Source organism: Mucilaginibacter sp. CSA2-8R (assembly GCF_038806765.1).
Lineage (GTDB): Bacteria > Bacteroidota > Bacteroidia > Sphingobacteriales > Sphingobacteriaceae > Mucilaginibacter.
In genome coordinates this window covers 5,189,542-5,203,876 of record NZ_CP152389.1, presented here as the reverse complement: position 1 = coordinate 5,203,876, position 14,335 = coordinate 5,189,542, and the positions used below count along the sequence as shown (strand labels likewise).

16 protein-coding genes are annotated in these 14,335 nt (G+C 42.5%); 3 read left to right on the top strand and 13 right to left on the bottom strand.

Annotated features, from left to right (window positions below; all coding sequences use genetic code 11):
* Positions 1-40: 40 nt before the first annotated feature.
* The gene (locus AAGR14_RS22085; protein ID WP_342646413.1) at positions 41-1,717 is read right to left on the bottom strand and encodes a 2-oxo acid dehydrogenase subunit E2; all 1,677 of its coding nucleotides are present in this window, start codon (positions 1,715-1,717) and stop codon (positions 41-43) included.
* Positions 1,718-1,760: 43 nt separating this feature from the next.
* On the bottom strand, positions 1,761-2,756 hold the full coding sequence (gene pdhA, locus AAGR14_RS22080) for a pyruvate dehydrogenase (acetyl-transferring) E1 component subunit alpha (RefSeq protein ID WP_342646412.1): 996 nt from the start codon (positions 2,754-2,756) through the stop codon (positions 1,761-1,763).
* 274 nt (positions 2,757-3,030) lie between these two features.
* On the opposite strand from pdhA, the gene AAGR14_RS22075 reads away from it, so the two are divergent.
* Positions 3,031-3,579, top strand: a complete 549-nt coding sequence (locus AAGR14_RS22075; protein ID WP_342646411.1) for an NlpC/P60 family protein — start codon at positions 3,031-3,033, stop codon at positions 3,577-3,579.
* A gap of 54 nt (positions 3,580-3,633) precedes the next feature.
* Here AAGR14_RS22075 and AAGR14_RS22070 read toward each other — a convergent pair whose 3' ends face one another.
* Positions 3,634-3,819, bottom strand: a complete 186-nt coding sequence (locus AAGR14_RS22070; protein WP_342646410.1) for a hypothetical protein — start codon at positions 3,817-3,819, stop codon at positions 3,634-3,636.
* 68 nt (positions 3,820-3,887) lie between these two features.
* On the opposite strand from AAGR14_RS22070, the gene AAGR14_RS22065 reads away from it, so the two are divergent.
* Together AAGR14_RS22065 and AAGR14_RS22060 are read left to right on the top strand one after the other, a co-directional pair.
* Positions 3,888-4,823, top strand: coding sequence for an SPFH domain-containing protein (locus tag AAGR14_RS22065; protein WP_342646409.1), 936 nt, complete (start codon positions 3,888-3,890; stop codon positions 4,821-4,823).
* 77 nt (positions 4,824-4,900) lie between these two features.
* Positions 4,901-5,470, top strand: a complete 570-nt coding sequence (locus tag AAGR14_RS22060) for a DUF922 domain-containing protein (RefSeq protein WP_342646408.1) — start codon at positions 4,901-4,903, stop codon at positions 5,468-5,470.
* A 92-nt stretch (positions 5,471-5,562) separates the two neighbouring features.
* Here AAGR14_RS22060 and AAGR14_RS22055 read toward each other — a convergent pair whose 3' ends face one another.
* The 10 genes from AAGR14_RS22055 to AAGR14_RS22010 all read right to left on the bottom strand — a co-directional run bounded on the left by AAGR14_RS22055 (position 5,563) and on the right by AAGR14_RS22010 (position 14,291).
* Positions 5,563-6,318: a DUF4197 domain-containing protein gene (locus tag AAGR14_RS22055; RefSeq protein WP_342646407.1), complete on the bottom strand. Its 756-nt coding sequence runs from the start codon at positions 6,316-6,318 to the stop codon at positions 5,563-5,565.
* 41 nt (positions 6,319-6,359) lie between these two features.
* The gene (locus AAGR14_RS22050; protein WP_342646406.1) at positions 6,360-7,367 is read right to left on the bottom strand and encodes an inorganic phosphate transporter; all 1,008 of its coding nucleotides are present in this window, start codon (positions 7,365-7,367) and stop codon (positions 6,360-6,362) included.
* Positions 7,368-7,387: 20 nt separating this feature from the next.
* The gene (locus AAGR14_RS22045) at positions 7,388-8,038 is read right to left on the bottom strand and encodes a DUF47 family protein (protein ID WP_342646405.1); all 651 of its coding nucleotides are present in this window, start codon (positions 8,036-8,038) and stop codon (positions 7,388-7,390) included.
* Positions 8,039-8,087: 49 nt separating this feature from the next.
* Entirely contained in the window at positions 8,088-9,149 is a 1,062-nt protein-coding gene (locus AAGR14_RS22040; RefSeq protein WP_342646404.1) for an ATP-binding protein, read from the bottom strand.
* Positions 9,150-9,158: 9 nt separating this feature from the next.
* A complete protein-coding gene (locus tag AAGR14_RS22035) occupies positions 9,159-9,860 on the bottom strand; it encodes a methyltransferase domain-containing protein (protein WP_342646403.1) in 702 nt (233 codons plus the stop codon).
* A gap of 3 nt (positions 9,861-9,863) precedes the next feature.
* Positions 9,864-10,394, bottom strand: coding sequence for a 5'(3')-deoxyribonucleotidase (locus AAGR14_RS22030; protein WP_342646402.1), 531 nt, complete (start codon positions 10,392-10,394; stop codon positions 9,864-9,866).
* Positions 10,395-10,428: 34 nt separating this feature from the next.
* Positions 10,429-11,556 (bottom strand): NAD(P)/FAD-dependent oxidoreductase, encoded by a 1,128-nt coding sequence (locus AAGR14_RS22025; RefSeq protein ID WP_342646401.1) that lies wholly within the window; start codon positions 11,554-11,556, stop codon positions 10,429-10,431.
* Between the two features lie 4 nt (positions 11,557-11,560).
* A complete protein-coding gene (locus tag AAGR14_RS22020) occupies positions 11,561-12,667 on the bottom strand; it encodes a type III polyketide synthase (RefSeq protein ID WP_342646400.1) in 1,107 nt (368 codons plus the stop codon).
* A 14-nt stretch (positions 12,668-12,681) separates the two neighbouring features.
* A complete protein-coding gene (locus AAGR14_RS22015) occupies positions 12,682-13,215 on the bottom strand; it encodes a YceI family protein (protein ID WP_342646399.1) in 534 nt (177 codons plus the stop codon).
* A gap of 161 nt (positions 13,216-13,376) precedes the next feature.
* A complete protein-coding gene (locus AAGR14_RS22010) occupies positions 13,377-14,291 on the bottom strand; it encodes a hypothetical protein (RefSeq protein ID WP_342646398.1) in 915 nt (304 codons plus the stop codon).
* Between the last annotated feature and the right edge of the window lie 44 nt (positions 14,292-14,335).

Genomic DNA, 14,335 nt, shown 5'->3' with positions numbered 1-14,335 from the left:
TTTTCACTAAAGGGCTTCTCCATACTAAGAGCTTATCTTATTATATCAATAATCTTACCGGTTCTTCCAGCAATGATTTTACAGTGTTTAAGAAAGCTGCTGCAGTTGCACCATCAACAGTGCGGTGATCGGCACTCAGAGTAACTTTCATAACATTGCCAGGTACTACGGCGCCGTTTTTAACAACAGGCACTTGTTGTATACCGGCAACTGCCAGAATACAAGAGTCAGGCGTGTTGATGATAGCAGTAAAATCATCTACACCAAACATACCTAAGTTAGAGATAGTAAAGGTTGAACCTTCCCAATCAGATGGCTGCAGTTTTTTGTCTTTCGCTTTCTTGGCAAAATCTTTAACCTCAGCGCTGATGCGGCTTAATGATTTACCGTCGGCAAAACGTACTACAGGTACCAGCAAACCTTCGTCTACTGCAACGGCAATACCGATGTTAACATGCTCATTAAAGCGGATTTTATCGCCTAACCAGGATGAGTTAATGGCAGGGTGTTGTTTTAAGGCAACAGCACAAGCTTTAACCACTAAGTCGTTAAATGATATTTTAACCGGAGCAACCTCGTTCATTTTGGTACGGGCTACAATAGCAGCATCCATATCAATAGAAACGGTTACAAAGAAATGCGGTGCTGTAAACAAGCTCTCGCTTAAGCGTTTGGCAATTACCTTACGCATTTGTGTTACCGGTTTCTCGGCAAATTTCTCTTCGCCTACAAACGGAGCCAAAGTGATGGTTGGGCCGGCTTTAGCTGCACCTTCTTTAGCGTTGGCACTTGCAGCCTGTTCAGCTTGTACTTGCTCAGTAGTTGCAGTAGCACCTTTATCAGCAGATTTAGCAGATGGTGTAAAGCCTTCTACATCTTTCTTTACAATACGGCCACCTTCGGCACTGCCTTTAACTTCGTTAAGGTTAATGCCTTTATCTTTAGCAATTTTACGGGCTAAAGGAGAAGCTTTTACGCGGCTGTCATCATCAGATGATGATGAGGCAGATGCACTTTCTTCAGTTGCTTTAGTTTCTTCGGCAGGTTTATCTTCTGTTTTAGCGGCAGGAGCGCCCGAGCCACCTTTTAATAAAGGAGTAACATCAGTACCTTCTTTACCAACAATGGCAATAATATCGTTTACTTTAGCAGCCTGGCCTTCTTCAACACCAATGTAAAGTAAAGTACCATCTTCATAACCTACCACTTCCATGGTAGCTTTATCGGTATCCACGTCAGCCAGCGAGTCGTCGGCTTTAACTTTATCGCCTACTTTAAAGTTCCATTTATTAATCACGCCCTCAGTCATGGTATCGCTTAATAGCGGCATCCGGATAACAGCGGCAGGAATGTTTGAGGTATCAACAGCTGGTTCGGCAGCTTTTTCTTCTTTTGGAGCAGCAGGTGCTTTGTCTTCAGCAGGTTTTGATGCAGTAGCAGGAGCGTCACCGCCTTCTAATACTGATTTATAATCTTCGCCTTCTTTACCAATAACGGCAATAACAGCGTCAACAGGAGCAGCTTTACCTTCCTCAATACCAACATACAGTAAAGTGCCGTCTTGGTACGATTCAAAATCCATTGTGGCTTTGTCGGTTTCAACCTCGGCAAGCAAGTCGCCAGATTTTACCTTATCGCCAACTTTTTTATGCCATTTAGCGATAACCCCTTCGGTCATAGTATCGCTCATTTTGGGCATTTTAACTACTTCAGCCATATTGTATTGATGAATAGTTTGGTTTAAATATGTTTATAATAGGTTAGTCGCGGATGTAAGGATAATCGTTCTGTACATATACGTCAGTGTATAGTTCAGAAGCTTCCGGCCATGGCGACTCTTCTGCAAATTGTACAGCTTCGTCAACCTGAGCTTTTACTTTAGCTGCAATATCTTCAAACCATTTTTCATCAGCATAACCCTCTTTTTCAATAGCTTGTTTTACTATCTCAATAGGGTCTTTTAGTTTGTAGCTTTCTACTTCTTCTTTAGTACGGTATTTTTGCGGGTCAGACATGGAGTGACCTTTAAAACGATAAGTGCGCGCTTCCAGGAAAGTTGGGCCTTCGCCTGAACGGGCACGTTGTACGGCCTCGTCCATTGCATTATGTACAGCTACCGGATCCATACCATCAACTGGTGATGACGGAATACCATAAGGAATACCTAATTTATAGATATCAACCTCGGCAGTAGTACGTGCTACTGAAGTACCCATGGCGTAACCGTTGTTTTCGCAAACAAAAATTACGGGTAGCTTCCATAAAGCAGCCATGTTAAAGGTTTCGTTTAAGGCACCCTGGCGCACGGCACCATCACCCATGTAACAAACACAAACGTGGTCGGTACCTTTATATTTTTCGGCAAAAGCAATACCGGCACCCAGTGGTATCTGGCCGCCTACAATACCGTGTCCGCCGTAAAAATTATTTTCTTTATCAAACATGTGCATAGAGCCGCCTTTGCCTTTAGAGCAACCGGTTGCTTTACCATACATTTCGGCCATGATTGATTTTGGAGTCGTTCCTTTAGCCAATGCATGAGCGTGATCGCGGTATGCAGTAATCAAACTGTCTTCATGCTTTAATACAGATACGGCCCCGGCCAATACGGCCTCTTGACCGATGTATAAATGACAAAATCCTCTGATTTTTTGCTGTCCGTATAACTGTCCTGTCTTTTCTTCGAACTTACGCATTAAAAGCATCAGTTCGTACCACATCAGGTAGGTGTCTTTAGTTATTGCGATTGAACTCATTTATTAAACAATCAATTTCTGTTTTTAGGATTCGCAAATCTAATTATATCCTTGAAAAAAAAGGATTGTAGGACACAATCTTTAGAAATATTTTATCTTGCGCACCGCAAAAGAAACTTTTATTTGCTTCTGGCGTACAACAGTTAATTTAAAAATAATTTGTTTGCTGGCTTGGATATATAGAAAGTTTATATAGCTTTGTCTTTAACAATAGACACCAGTGTCCATTTTAATAAACAAGTACTGAAATTATACCCTGATAACTGTTAATTAGATGAAGAAACTGTTTTTAGCTACTGCCTTGTTTTTGAGTGTTTTGAGCTCGCAAGCTCAAACAAAAAGTGTTCCAAACCAGGCAGAGGTGGAAAGTGATGAAGATAAGAGTTTAGCTAAAGATTACTTTTCTCAAATTATGGGTGTAGCAATGTCCGCTACCTCAAACGTAAAATTATTCCAGTTTGTGTATGATTGGATTGGCACCCCTTACCATTTAGGTGGCGATAACAAAAGTGGCGTTGATTGCTCGGGCTTCGCTTATCAGTTATATACTAAAGTATTTAACACTGCCATTGGTAATAACAGCCGTAATATTTTTAGCATGGTTAACCCGGTTGGCAAAGAAGAATTGAAAGAAGGCGATTTGGTTTTCTTTAAGATTCACAGCCGTGCTATTACCCACGTGGGTGTATATATCGGCAATGGTAAATTTGCCCATGCCTCGTCGAGCAAAGGCGTAATGATTAGTTACCTGGCCGATCCTTATTGGACACGTTACTATTATAAAGGCGGTCGTTTATTAGCAGATGTCCCTCAAAATAACTAACATATAAAAGTTCTTTTAAAAGCTCCCTTGCAAAAGGGAGCTTTTTTTATGCGCTTACTCGGCGTCTTTGGTGTTTTTTACCAAGCCAATACCCGAAAAGAAGAATAATAACGCAATAACGCCAATCACCAGCAAATTAGTGGTGTTACCGCTGCGCTGTATTACCTGCAAGCCAGTGTAAATTAATCCGATAATACCCAATACGGTAAGTATAAATCCGAAAGTCCTTTTTAAATTCATAACAATTTATTTAGAGGTTGACTAAGAGTTTGTAATAAGTGATATATTTAATCACTTAACATTATTTTATGATTGCCGTTTGGATTATTCTGCTGATTTTTCTAATTATTTTATTTTCTTCGTTTGTCACTATTAAGCAAGGCACCATTGGCGTTGTTACTGTATTTGGCAAATACCGCCGTATTTTGCTTCCAGGGCTTAATTTTAAGCTTCCGCTAATCGAAGTTTTACATTCACGTATTTCAATTCAAAACCGCTCTGTCGAGCTCGAATTTCAGGCGGTAACGGTTGACCAGGCCAATGTATACTTTAAAGCCATGCTGCTTTACTCGGTGCTTAACCAAAGCGAAGAAGCTATTAAAGCCGTAGCGTTTAAGTTTGTTGACGAGCGCAACCTGATGCAGGCACTGGTACGTACAGTTGAGGGCTCCATCCGGGCTTACGTAGCTACCAAACGCCAAAGTGATGTACTGATATTGCGCCGCGAAATTGTAGAGCATGTAAAAGACCAGATTGACAATATTCTGGAAGGATGGGGGTACCACCTGCAGGACCTGCAGCTTAACGACATAACCTTCGATGACGTGATTATGAAATCAATGAGCCAAGTAGTAGCCTCAAACAACCTTAAAGCTGCTGCTGAGAATGAAGGCCAGGCTTTGCTGATTACAAAGACTAAAGCAGCCGAAGCTGAAGGTAACGCTATCAAGATTGCAGCTGAGGCCGAGCGGCAGGCATCGCAATTACGCGGTCAGGGTGTAGCACTGTTTCGTGCAGAAGTAGCTAAAGGCATGACCGTTGCTGCCAACGAAATGCACAAGGCTGATATGGATACCTCTGTAATTTTGTTTACCATGTGGACTGAGGCCATTAAGCACTTTTCTGAAAACTCTAAGGGTAATGTTATTTTCCTGGATGGTTCGGCAGACAGTATGCAGAAAACCATGAAAGAAATGATGAGTTTGCAACAACTGAAAACTGACGAAATAAAATACAAACAATAGTTAAATATTTGCCGTGTTTAATTAAACCTTAAGGGTGCATTGTCATCAAAAGAAAAATTACAATTATATTCCTTTTGATGAAATACCGATACGTGCGATTGATAATTGCTTTGGTAGGATTAATGCTGGGCAGTAGTGTGGTAAATGCACAATCTTACCGGCAGCTCACAGCCGATGATTTTACCGGAGACATCCCGCCTAACAGCGGCTTTTATGTTGCTCATACCAGTTGCAATGTGTTCATGAATTATAATGTGCGTAATTCGCGCAGCAATTATTATCTTACTTTCGACATTCAGCTTAAACTTAACCGTGACCGCTCATGGCTTAACCGTAAAGTGGCCAACACGCCCGAGGCTATGGCGCAAGTGTTGAGGCACGAGCAAGGCCATTACCAGATTGCTTACCTCATGCAACAAGAGATGATCAGGGAATTGAATGCTTATCGTTATACGGGCGACTACCAGCGGCAGGCTAATGCTATTTTTAAACGCATTGATGATAAGTACCGGCAAATGAACGAAGACTATGATGAAGACACGCAGCACATGCAAAACCGCAAACAACAAGCGGCATGGGTACATTTTCTGGACCGGGAGTTAACACGCTTCAGTAGTCTGGCTTCGAATAATTATGACGGGTATTGAGCAAATCTTTTTGCCGCCTTTTATGTTAGTGATATCCAATAAAGCAGAAAAGTCCGGCACAACCGGACTTTTCTGCTTTATATACAAAGTGGTTAGCTGTTCGTTTTTTTCTGTACGTAACCAAATACCTTTTGCAGCAGTGGTGTAGTACGTGATGAGAAGTTGCTGCGGATATTTAACTCTTCGAGCGCTATACGGTAAAACAAGCCCTCAATAGCTTTTTGTGTTACGTAAGCATCCAAATCGGGATTTATCTTGTTAAATGTTAGCGGTATCCGGTTATACTGTGTAGCCAGCTGGCTGTAATAACGTGTGGCACCAACTTTTGATAAGCTGTTGTGCACTACAGGTACAAACTCTGCAGTTAACTGATCGGTAGTTGCACGTCTGAAATATTGGGTAGCAGCATCCTTACTGCTGCCTAACAAAATATTAGTGACGTCTTGTACGCTCATCTGCTTAATGGCCGAGATAAATATCGGTTTTGCCTTACCGGCGGCATCTTCGGCAGCGCGGTTGAGCGAAAGAATTACATCATCACACAACTTATTAAAGCCAAGTTTGCGCAATGTATTCTCGGCTTTTTGTGCCTCGGGCGGAAACAACAGTTTTATGGCTGCATTGCCGAAAAATCCGTTAACGGCCGAAAGCTGGCTTGTGCTTTTGTCGGTACCTAACTCTAAAGCCTGTTTAAGGCCGCTTACCATTTCTAAGTTAGATGGTATAGTTTGCGCAGGGCTGTTACTATAAATACTACCCTGATTACTGGTTGCTGCAGTTAAGGTATCACAACCGGCATTGGCAGTAAATACTAACAGCAACGGAGTTAATAACACAAGCTTTTTCATAAGTACAGATAGGACAACCGGGAGGCCCAAAAGTTTAAAACCTATACGTAATGCATGATAGTAAATACCAGTGCAGCCACCAGTGCCGAGATAGGAATGGTAATGATCCATGCCCAAACCAGGTTAATGGTAACACCCCAGCGTACAGCAGATACTCTTTTGGTTAGGCCTACACCAATGATTGAACCAGTGATGGTATGTGTAGTAGATACCGGTATACCCAAACGCTCGGTCATGAACAGGGTAATGGCACCGGCAGTTTCGGCACTTACCCCTTCAAGGGGTGTAACCTTAGTAATTTTGCTGCCCATGGTTTTTACAATTTTCCAACCGCCCGACATGGTGCCCAGTGCAATGGCGCTGTAACAAGCTAGCGGAATCCAGTCGGGCATTTTATCGCCATTGGTAATATTACCTGATGTAAACAGCGCAACATAAATAATACCCATTACCTTTTGCGCATCATTACCACCGTGGGCAAAGCTCAAAGCTGCAGATGAGATTAACTGTACACTTTTGAACCAGCGTTCGGCAACAGCCGGCCTGAAGTTTTTAAATATGTGCAGTATGATGATGGTAATGACATAGGCTATAAACAAGCCAATCAGCGGAGCTAAAAATATATAGGCTGCAATTCTTAATATCGAATTGGCATCAACAGCAGTAATCGGGTTAACGCCTAAAAATAAGGCGTTGGTCATACCAGCGCCGGCAAAACCTCCGATTAGGGTATGTGATGAGCTGGAGGGTATACCAAACCACCAGGTAAGCAGGTTCCAGGCAATGGCGGCAACTAAACCGGCCAAAATTACGTCCATAGTGATGAAGTGCTCATGCACCGTTTTGGCCACGGTGTTAGCCACCTTATGCTCTTTAATCAAGAAAAAAGCCAGGAAGTTAAAGGCTGCTGCCCAAATTACAGCTTGAAATGGAGTGAGTACTTTAGTAGATACAACGGTGGCAATAGAGTTGGCTGCATCATGAAAACCGTTTATGAAATCAAATATCAACGCCAGACAAACTACTACAACAAGCAGGGTGGTAACCATGTAGGTGAGGGTTAAAGTAATTAAGCGTTTTTAACTAAGATAGATTCCATTACGTTGGCAGCGTCCTCACACATATCGGTTGCGGTTTCTAACGCTGCTAATATCTCTTTGTACTTGATTAGGCGCAAGGCATCTTTCTCATACAAAAACAAGTCGGCAACGGCACGGTCAAATATATAATCTGCCTGGTTTTCAACACTATTGATGCGAATACATGAATCGGCAATATTGCGTACGTTTTTTAAATCTTTTAGTTCTTTTACCGCTTTTTCCAGGTCAACGCTACCCTGATGAATCAGTTCTGATAATTTAATAATAGGTTCAGTATATTCTTCAATATTGTACAACAGCATACGATTGGCCGAGCCTTGGATGTAATCGGCAACGTCGTCAATAGCAGTTGCTAAAGCATGAATATCTTCGCGGTCGAAAGGCGTAATAAAGTTTTTGCCTAATTCCAGATAAATCTGGTGGGTTAACTCATCACCTTTGCTTTCCAGTCTGTCTATTTGTTTAAACATTTCGGTACGCTCTGTAACGTTTTTAGAGTTAACAGCTTCTACCAAAACCGCACCCATAGCTACCACATTGTTGGCAGCCTGTTCAAACAACGGAAAGAACACTTTCTTGTCTTTTGGAACAAAATACTGGAATATGCTATTTAATGACATTTTGATTCAATAGTTTAGGCAAAGGTAACTCGATTATGTTAAATTAATGTTAACTCTTTAACACTGGTAACATTTGAAACGGCAACTGTTTCACTTTTTGTAAAGTAAAACCAAATGTGGAGCCTACACCCTCAGTACTGCGCACATTAATAGTTTGCTGGTGGGCCTCAATAATGTGTTTAACAATAGCCAGTCCCAGTCCCGACCCCCCAACCTCGCGCGAACGGCTGCTGTCTATCCTAAAAAAGCGCTCAAACAAACGGGATAAATATTTTTCGCTAATGCCGGCACCGTCATCGGTCACTTCCACTAAAATCTGATCGTGTAGTTCAAACAAGCTAACCGAAGTGCTGCCGCCGTGCTTACCGTATTTAAAAGAATTATCAATCAGGTTAATAAGCACCTGGCATACTTTATCGCGGTCGGCCCTTACTAAAAACGCCTCATCATATTTTTGCTTAAATATCAGCTTTATCTGGTGCTGTTTGGCTCTAAGTTCCAACTGTTCAAACACCTCCTTAATCAAATCGTTAATCCTGAATTTGGTATAATTAATAGGAATTTCGCCGGTTTCGAGCTTGGAGATTTCGTTGAGGTCGTTTATCAGGTAGCTAAGCCGGTCAACATTCCGCTGTGCTTTTTTCAAAAACTGCAGGGTCATATCTTTATCATCGGCCTCGTCATCTAAGATGGCTTCAATGTAGCCTTGTATAGCAAACAGGGGTGTTTTAAACTCGTGGGAGATGTTAGATAAAAATTCCTTGCGGAATTTTTCCTGCCGGCGCAGCTCTTCAATTTCTACCTTTTTTTCACGGGCCCAGTCTTTTACTTCTTTCTCCACATCACCAATCGGGTCAACACTAGTTGACTCGCCCAGGGCATCGCGCAGATCGCGGCCCAGTTTGAGGTTGTGAATGAGCTTGTAAATGAGCTTGATTTTTGAATAAAGATATTTTTCGATGAGATAGTAAAAAACGATGTAGCTGGTAATAAAACCTACCACAAACGTAATAGTAACATCATACCATTTGTGCTGGAAATAAAAATTGACTCCTGATAAGGCTAAGGCTACCGCCAGTGCATTAATAAATACCAGCACACTGAGTTTCATAGCACAAAGTTAATCTTTATATATGATAAGCTGCCATCTGAAAGCCCATTTCCAGGTGATGTGGTAACGCTTAACTCCGGCCCGTTCCAGTAATGCTTTAAGCTCTTTTCGCTTAAAACTTCGTTTTACCGACAACGGCCCGTCATGCGCCATCATAGGATTGGGTATAATAAACCTGAATATAAACTTTAAAGAATAGTACAACAACCAATGCCGGTGCAAATCGGTGATGATAACGCCGCGCCTGGAACAGTCGAGCATTTTTTGTACTAACGCAATCCAGGCATCATCCTCAAAATGGTGAGAGAACAAGCTGGACAAAACAATGTCGAACTGGTTGGTCCGCAGGTCCGGGCTCATCACATCCGTCTGCACGTAATCAATGTTTTTATAGGCTGCCGTTGCCCGCCTTGCATAAGTTACAGCAGCGGGTGCTGCATCTACACCGGTTAACTGCAAAGGTAAGCGCGTTTGTTGTGCCCAATCGGCAATAGCCTGCAAGGCATCACCACCACCGCAGCCCCAATCGCTGATATGGTTGTTTGCCGCAACCGGAAACTGCTGTAACGCTTTAATAAGTGCCTTATGCCCGCCAAACCATGCATTTAAATCGCCCAAACCTTTCAGCACCGGATCAAGTTCATCGGCCGGCAGGGCAAAGTCGTCCATAATTTCGTCTACACCGGTAATGCGTTTGCGCAGGTTGGCCATGGTTTAAGCTTCGGCTTCTAATAAAGTAATAACTTCGTTCCAGTTGTTTACCCGCTGATGATGGGTAAGGGTAGTGTTATGATAAGCGGTGAACATAATTGGCTTTCCCTTAAAATAGTCGAGATTTTTAGGGTAGTCATCAATCATATAGTCAGTATTGATAATGCTTTTATCGCCGCAAAAAATAATGTTACGCCAACTGATAAAAGGGAAATGCTCGTTAAGCCAATGCAGTTTTTCCGGCAAACTCAACGGAAACTCCATAGCGGCAGATACCACATAAATTTCAAAGTTTTCCATCAGTTTCTGTACAGCCTCAACTGCACCTTCCATCAAAGGAATGGTTTGAAAAAAGCCCGGCGTATAAATATATTTTTTCACCAGGCCGGCTTCCGGAAAAAATGTGTCAGACGAGCGGCCAACAAGGTAATCGCGGCCATGTTTAATGCCGTAATCGCGCTCGTACCAGTTTAAAAACTGCATTTCTATATCGGCCAATACGCCATCCATATCTATGGCTATCGTTTTCTTCATTTTTTAAGTTGTTACTTCCAGATTAACGCTGCAATTATTCCCAGGCCTGCCCATGTGTTTGCTGCACCAGCCAGTTGGTTGCGCGTGGCAACCGGTTAAATGTTTGAACGGCCCAGTGCATCACCTGGTTGTTGCCAAATGCCCGCTGCAACTGCCGTCCTACCCATAGCCGGCGGGCAAACTGTGCATTCCAGGCATTACGGTAAGCTTGTTCTAAGGCCAGCCGCTGCTCCAATGGAAACGCTCGTTTGGGCCGGTAGTATTGTAAAATTATTTTGGATAATATTTTGGCCGAATGAATGGCCATAGTCATACCATTACCGCACAGCGGCGCAATCATGCCGGCAGTATCACCGCTCATCAATATGTGCTGTTCAACCGGTAATTTTTTCCGGAAAGATATTTCGTTTATTACTTCCGGCTTGTCCATTAACCATTCGGCCTGGTCAAAAATTTCTTTCTGGTAGGGGTTTTTATTAATTATGTTTTCCTGCAAGGCCTCCAGGCTGCCCTGCCTGCGTAAATCATTGCGGTGTGCCAGTGAGCAGATGCAGTACTTGTCATCCTCAATTTTTGATACCCCGCAATAGCCATTCTTAAAACTGTTTAGCTGGATTACATCATCCGGAAAGTTTAGCCGTGCGTGTATCTTGATGCCCACATAAGGGCTCCGCTGATGAAAAAAGGCTCGATTCAGTTTATTATCTAAATTAGACCGTTTACCAAAAGCGCCAATTACCAGCGGTGTTTCTAAAACTGCATCACGTGTGGTAACGGTAAATTTATTGTTAGCGAAAGTAATATCATCAACCTGCGTATTTAACAAAAACTTGACACCTTGCTGAGTGCATTGCTCATAAAGGTAATGGTCAAGCTTATAACGGCTCAGGCCAAAGCCGCCTAAATCAAGCTTTTGTGTTAACCGGGCACCCGATGTAGCAGTAACCTCTAAACGGTCAATCCTCGAAGCTCCTAAACTAAACACATTAATACCCAGAGTATCTAAGAAAGGCAGGATTTCGTTGGACAGGTACTCACCGCAAACCCGGTGAAACGGGTAGGATTTTTTTTCAATGACAGTGACCTGTAAACCGGCGCGGTTAAGCAATAGGGCATTAAAAAGCCCGGCCAAGCCCCCGCCTGCAATCACCACATCAATCATAGCTTTACTGAATTTTAAGCGCCATTCCCTCAACCGTAAGCCCCGGCCCAAAGGCGTAGCTTAAAATATTAGAGCCGGAAAGCTTACCTGCCTGCATGATTTTTTGCAGTACAAATAAAATAGTAGCTGATGACATGTTACCATATTCGCGCAATACCTCGTAGGCAAAGGCATTGGTTTCCTCGGGCAGTTCCAGGGCTTCTTCAACCGCCTCCAGTATTTTTTTTCCTCCGGGGTGAATGGCGTAAGTACCGATCTGAGCAGCCGTTAAACCGGCGTGTTGTAACAAGCGATCGGTTACACCTTTAATATGCTTTTTAATTTGCTTGGATACTTTGGAGGTTAACTTCATCTCGAACCCGGTGTTACCCACAAACCAGCCCATCTCGTTCCGGCTTTCGGGCATAAACTCAGAGTAAAAGCTTGACAGCTCCAGTCCCGGCCTTGCGTCCGTTTTTTGAGTGGTGTTCTCTATCAATGCCGCGGCAGCACCATCTGCAAAAAGCGAATTGGCCACCCAATTATCCAAGGTGTTATGTTTTTGAAAATGCAGTGTACAAAGCTCAACACTCACTACCAATACTTTAGCTTCGGGGTTGGCCCTGCAAATATAGTCGGCTGTTTTTAAGCCGTTAATGGCGCCGTAGCAGCCCATAAAGTTAATGCAAATACGCTCGGTGGTACGTGGTAAGCCCAGTTGTTCTACCAAATCAATATCAATACCCGGCGCATACATACCTGTACAACTTACCGTTACCAAGTGGGTTATTTGAGATGTCATGTCAGCCTCAAAACCCGACAAACAATGCTTTACGGCATTTAAGGCCACTTGTATTGCTTTTTCTTGGTATAACTGCAGTCGCTTTTCTGTAGTTACAAAGGGTTCTAAATCGGGTGTTGGCTCAAAAAAAGTGTAGTCGGCGCGGTCTGCGCCAAAGTCATCTATTACGGTATGCCGGTAATCAATGCCCGAATTATCATAAATGCTTTTGAGCCGTAGAGCATGGTCGGGGCTTAAGCCAAATGCATCCACCATAAACTGGTAGGCCTCGTGCCGGGTAACTTTTTTATTTGGATTAGCAGTGCCTATGGCACTTATACAACTGCCCATAAAAGGTGTTAACGTTATTTGCTGGTTTCTACCGCAAGCATAACGTTAACATCATCGGCCAGCACCATGCTTTTACCACCAACGCCAAAGTCCTGACGGTTAATTTTAAAGATGCTTTTAAATAATGCGGTGTTAGCGCTATCGGTATAAGTAAAAGGTACTTCAACAGCTTTTGTTTTTCCTTTTATGGTGATATTAAACATTCCGACAAAGTTGTTACCACCTTTCTGTTTAAAGGATGTTGACTTCATGATAATGCGTGGATATTTGGCTGCATCAAAGTAATCTTCGCCCTTTAAATGGTTGTCGCGCATGGCATTGTCAGAGTCAATAGTGTTTACATCAATACTCGCTTCTATGCTGCTGCCGGCAAGGTTGGCCTTGTCAAAATTAATGTCAGCCTGTGCTCCGCCAAATTTCCCATTGGTTTTAATGCCCATGTTTTTAATCTCGTAAGTAACCGATGCTTTGGAAACGGTTTGTTTAACCTGCGCCCACGCACCTGTAAACATGAATAAGGTAATAATAAGGATGCTGTATTTTTTCATTGTTGTTTTTTGGTATGTTTTTGACCTGTAAAATCATTCAGCGTTTAAGTTACAGCAAGATAAGGTCAATAATAAATTTTTGCCTGCCGTTAGTTAACAACTGTGCATAAAAAATCCCCGGCTGTGCTTAGCAACCGGGGATAACTATTAATCAGGTTAAATTATTTTAATTTGAATTCTGTTTTACCCATAGTAGCTCCATCAGAGTACAGTAATACGGTATAAGTACCTTTAACAAACTTGTTCGGGTTTGTCCAGTCAATGGTATAGGTAGTACCGTCGTCTTTGTAATCAACCGAGGTTTTGTAGGTATACTGCAACTCCTGGCCATCGGCAGTAAACACGCCGCTATCGCTCATTACCAATAAATTGCCGGCCGGGTCTATTACACGCATATAAATGTCATGCATTGTTTTTTCGGCTACTGGGTTGCTGGCAATAGTAAAATTTACCTTTATTTTTTTAGCCGGACCAGCGCGGCTTACATCCACTTCTTTACCACTACCTTTTACTTTATAGGCTACTACTTCTGCAGCGCCCATTTTTAAAGCTGAGGCTACTTTTACCTTGCCGCTCAGTTCTTGGTTTTGTTGCTCTAAAGTTGTTGCTTTTTGAGATACCGTTGCTACCTGATGCTTCAGGGTATCACGCTCGGTAGTTAACGATTCGTTTTGCTGACGCAGTTCTTCAATATCAGCTGTATATTTAGTTACAAAGTAACGTAGTTGTTTAATGTCTTCCTGGGCTTTTTTTAGTTCACTAACGGTAAGCTGGCCTTTGGCTAATGCTCTTTTAAGCACTACAATTTTAGACTGCAATGAGTCGGTACGGGCCTGCATTTCTGCCGAAAGCTTAGCCTTACCGGTATTAACCTGCTCAATTTGTGCCTCTAAACTATCCAGTTCTGTTTGTAAACGGTGCTTTTCATCCTCACTCTGGTATACAATTTTGGCTACGTCTTTCTTTTTTTGCAGGTACAGGTAAACGTCTGTACCCAACAAGGCCACTACCACAACAATGAGGAAGTATATAACATTCGAGTTCTTTTTGGAATTTTGTTCAGATTTGTTTTCCATACTTTAAAATAATTACAGGCTTTGGGTACATTCTATAACGCCGC

Coding starts and splice junctions, on each gene's coding strand:
- AAGR14_RS22035 (WP_342646403.1), bottom strand. CDS start 9,860: ATGGCCAACCTGCGCAAACGCATTACCGGTGTAGACGAAATTATGGAC.
- AAGR14_RS22075 (WP_342646411.1), top strand. CDS start 3,031: ATGAAGAAACTGTTTTTAGCTACTGCCTTGTTTTTGAGTGTTTTGAGC.
- AAGR14_RS22060 (WP_342646408.1), top strand. CDS start 4,901: ATGAAATACCGATACGTGCGATTGATAATTGCTTTGGTAGGATTAATG.
- AAGR14_RS22065 (WP_342646409.1), top strand. CDS start 3,888: ATGATTGCCGTTTGGATTATTCTGCTGATTTTTCTAATTATTTTATTT.
- AAGR14_RS22045 (WP_342646405.1), bottom strand. CDS start 8,038: ATGTCATTAAATAGCATATTCCAGTATTTTGTTCCAAAAGACAAGAAA.
- AAGR14_RS22025 (WP_342646401.1), bottom strand. CDS start 11,556: ATGATTGATGTGGTGATTGCAGGCGGGGGCTTGGCCGGGCTTTTTAAT.
- pdhA (WP_342646412.1), bottom strand. CDS start 2,756: ATGAGTTCAATCGCAATAACTAAAGACACCTACCTGATGTGGTACGAA.
- AAGR14_RS22010 (WP_342646398.1), bottom strand. CDS start 14,291: ATGGAAAACAAATCTGAACAAAATTCCAAAAAGAACTCGAATGTTATA.
- AAGR14_RS22015 (WP_342646399.1), bottom strand. CDS start 13,215: ATGAAAAAATACAGCATCCTTATTATTACCTTATTCATGTTTACAGGT.
- AAGR14_RS22030 (WP_342646402.1), bottom strand. CDS start 10,394: ATGAAGAAAACGATAGCCATAGATATGGATGGCGTATTGGCCGATATA.
- AAGR14_RS22085 (WP_342646413.1), bottom strand. CDS start 1,717: ATGGCTGAAGTAGTTAAAATGCCCAAAATGAGCGATACTATGACCGAA.
- AAGR14_RS22055 (WP_342646407.1), bottom strand. CDS start 6,318: ATGAAAAAGCTTGTGTTATTAACTCCGTTGCTGTTAGTATTTACTGCC.
- AAGR14_RS22020 (WP_342646400.1), bottom strand. CDS start 12,667: ATGGGCAGTTGTATAAGTGCCATAGGCACTGCTAATCCAAATAAAAAA.
- AAGR14_RS22050 (WP_342646406.1), bottom strand. CDS start 7,367: ATGGTTACCACCCTGCTTGTTGTAGTAGTTTGTCTGGCGTTGATATTT.
- AAGR14_RS22040 (WP_342646404.1), bottom strand. CDS start 9,149: ATGAAACTCAGTGTGCTGGTATTTATTAATGCACTGGCGGTAGCCTTA.
- AAGR14_RS22070 (WP_342646410.1), bottom strand. CDS start 3,819: ATGAATTTAAAAAGGACTTTCGGATTTATACTTACCGTATTGGGTATT.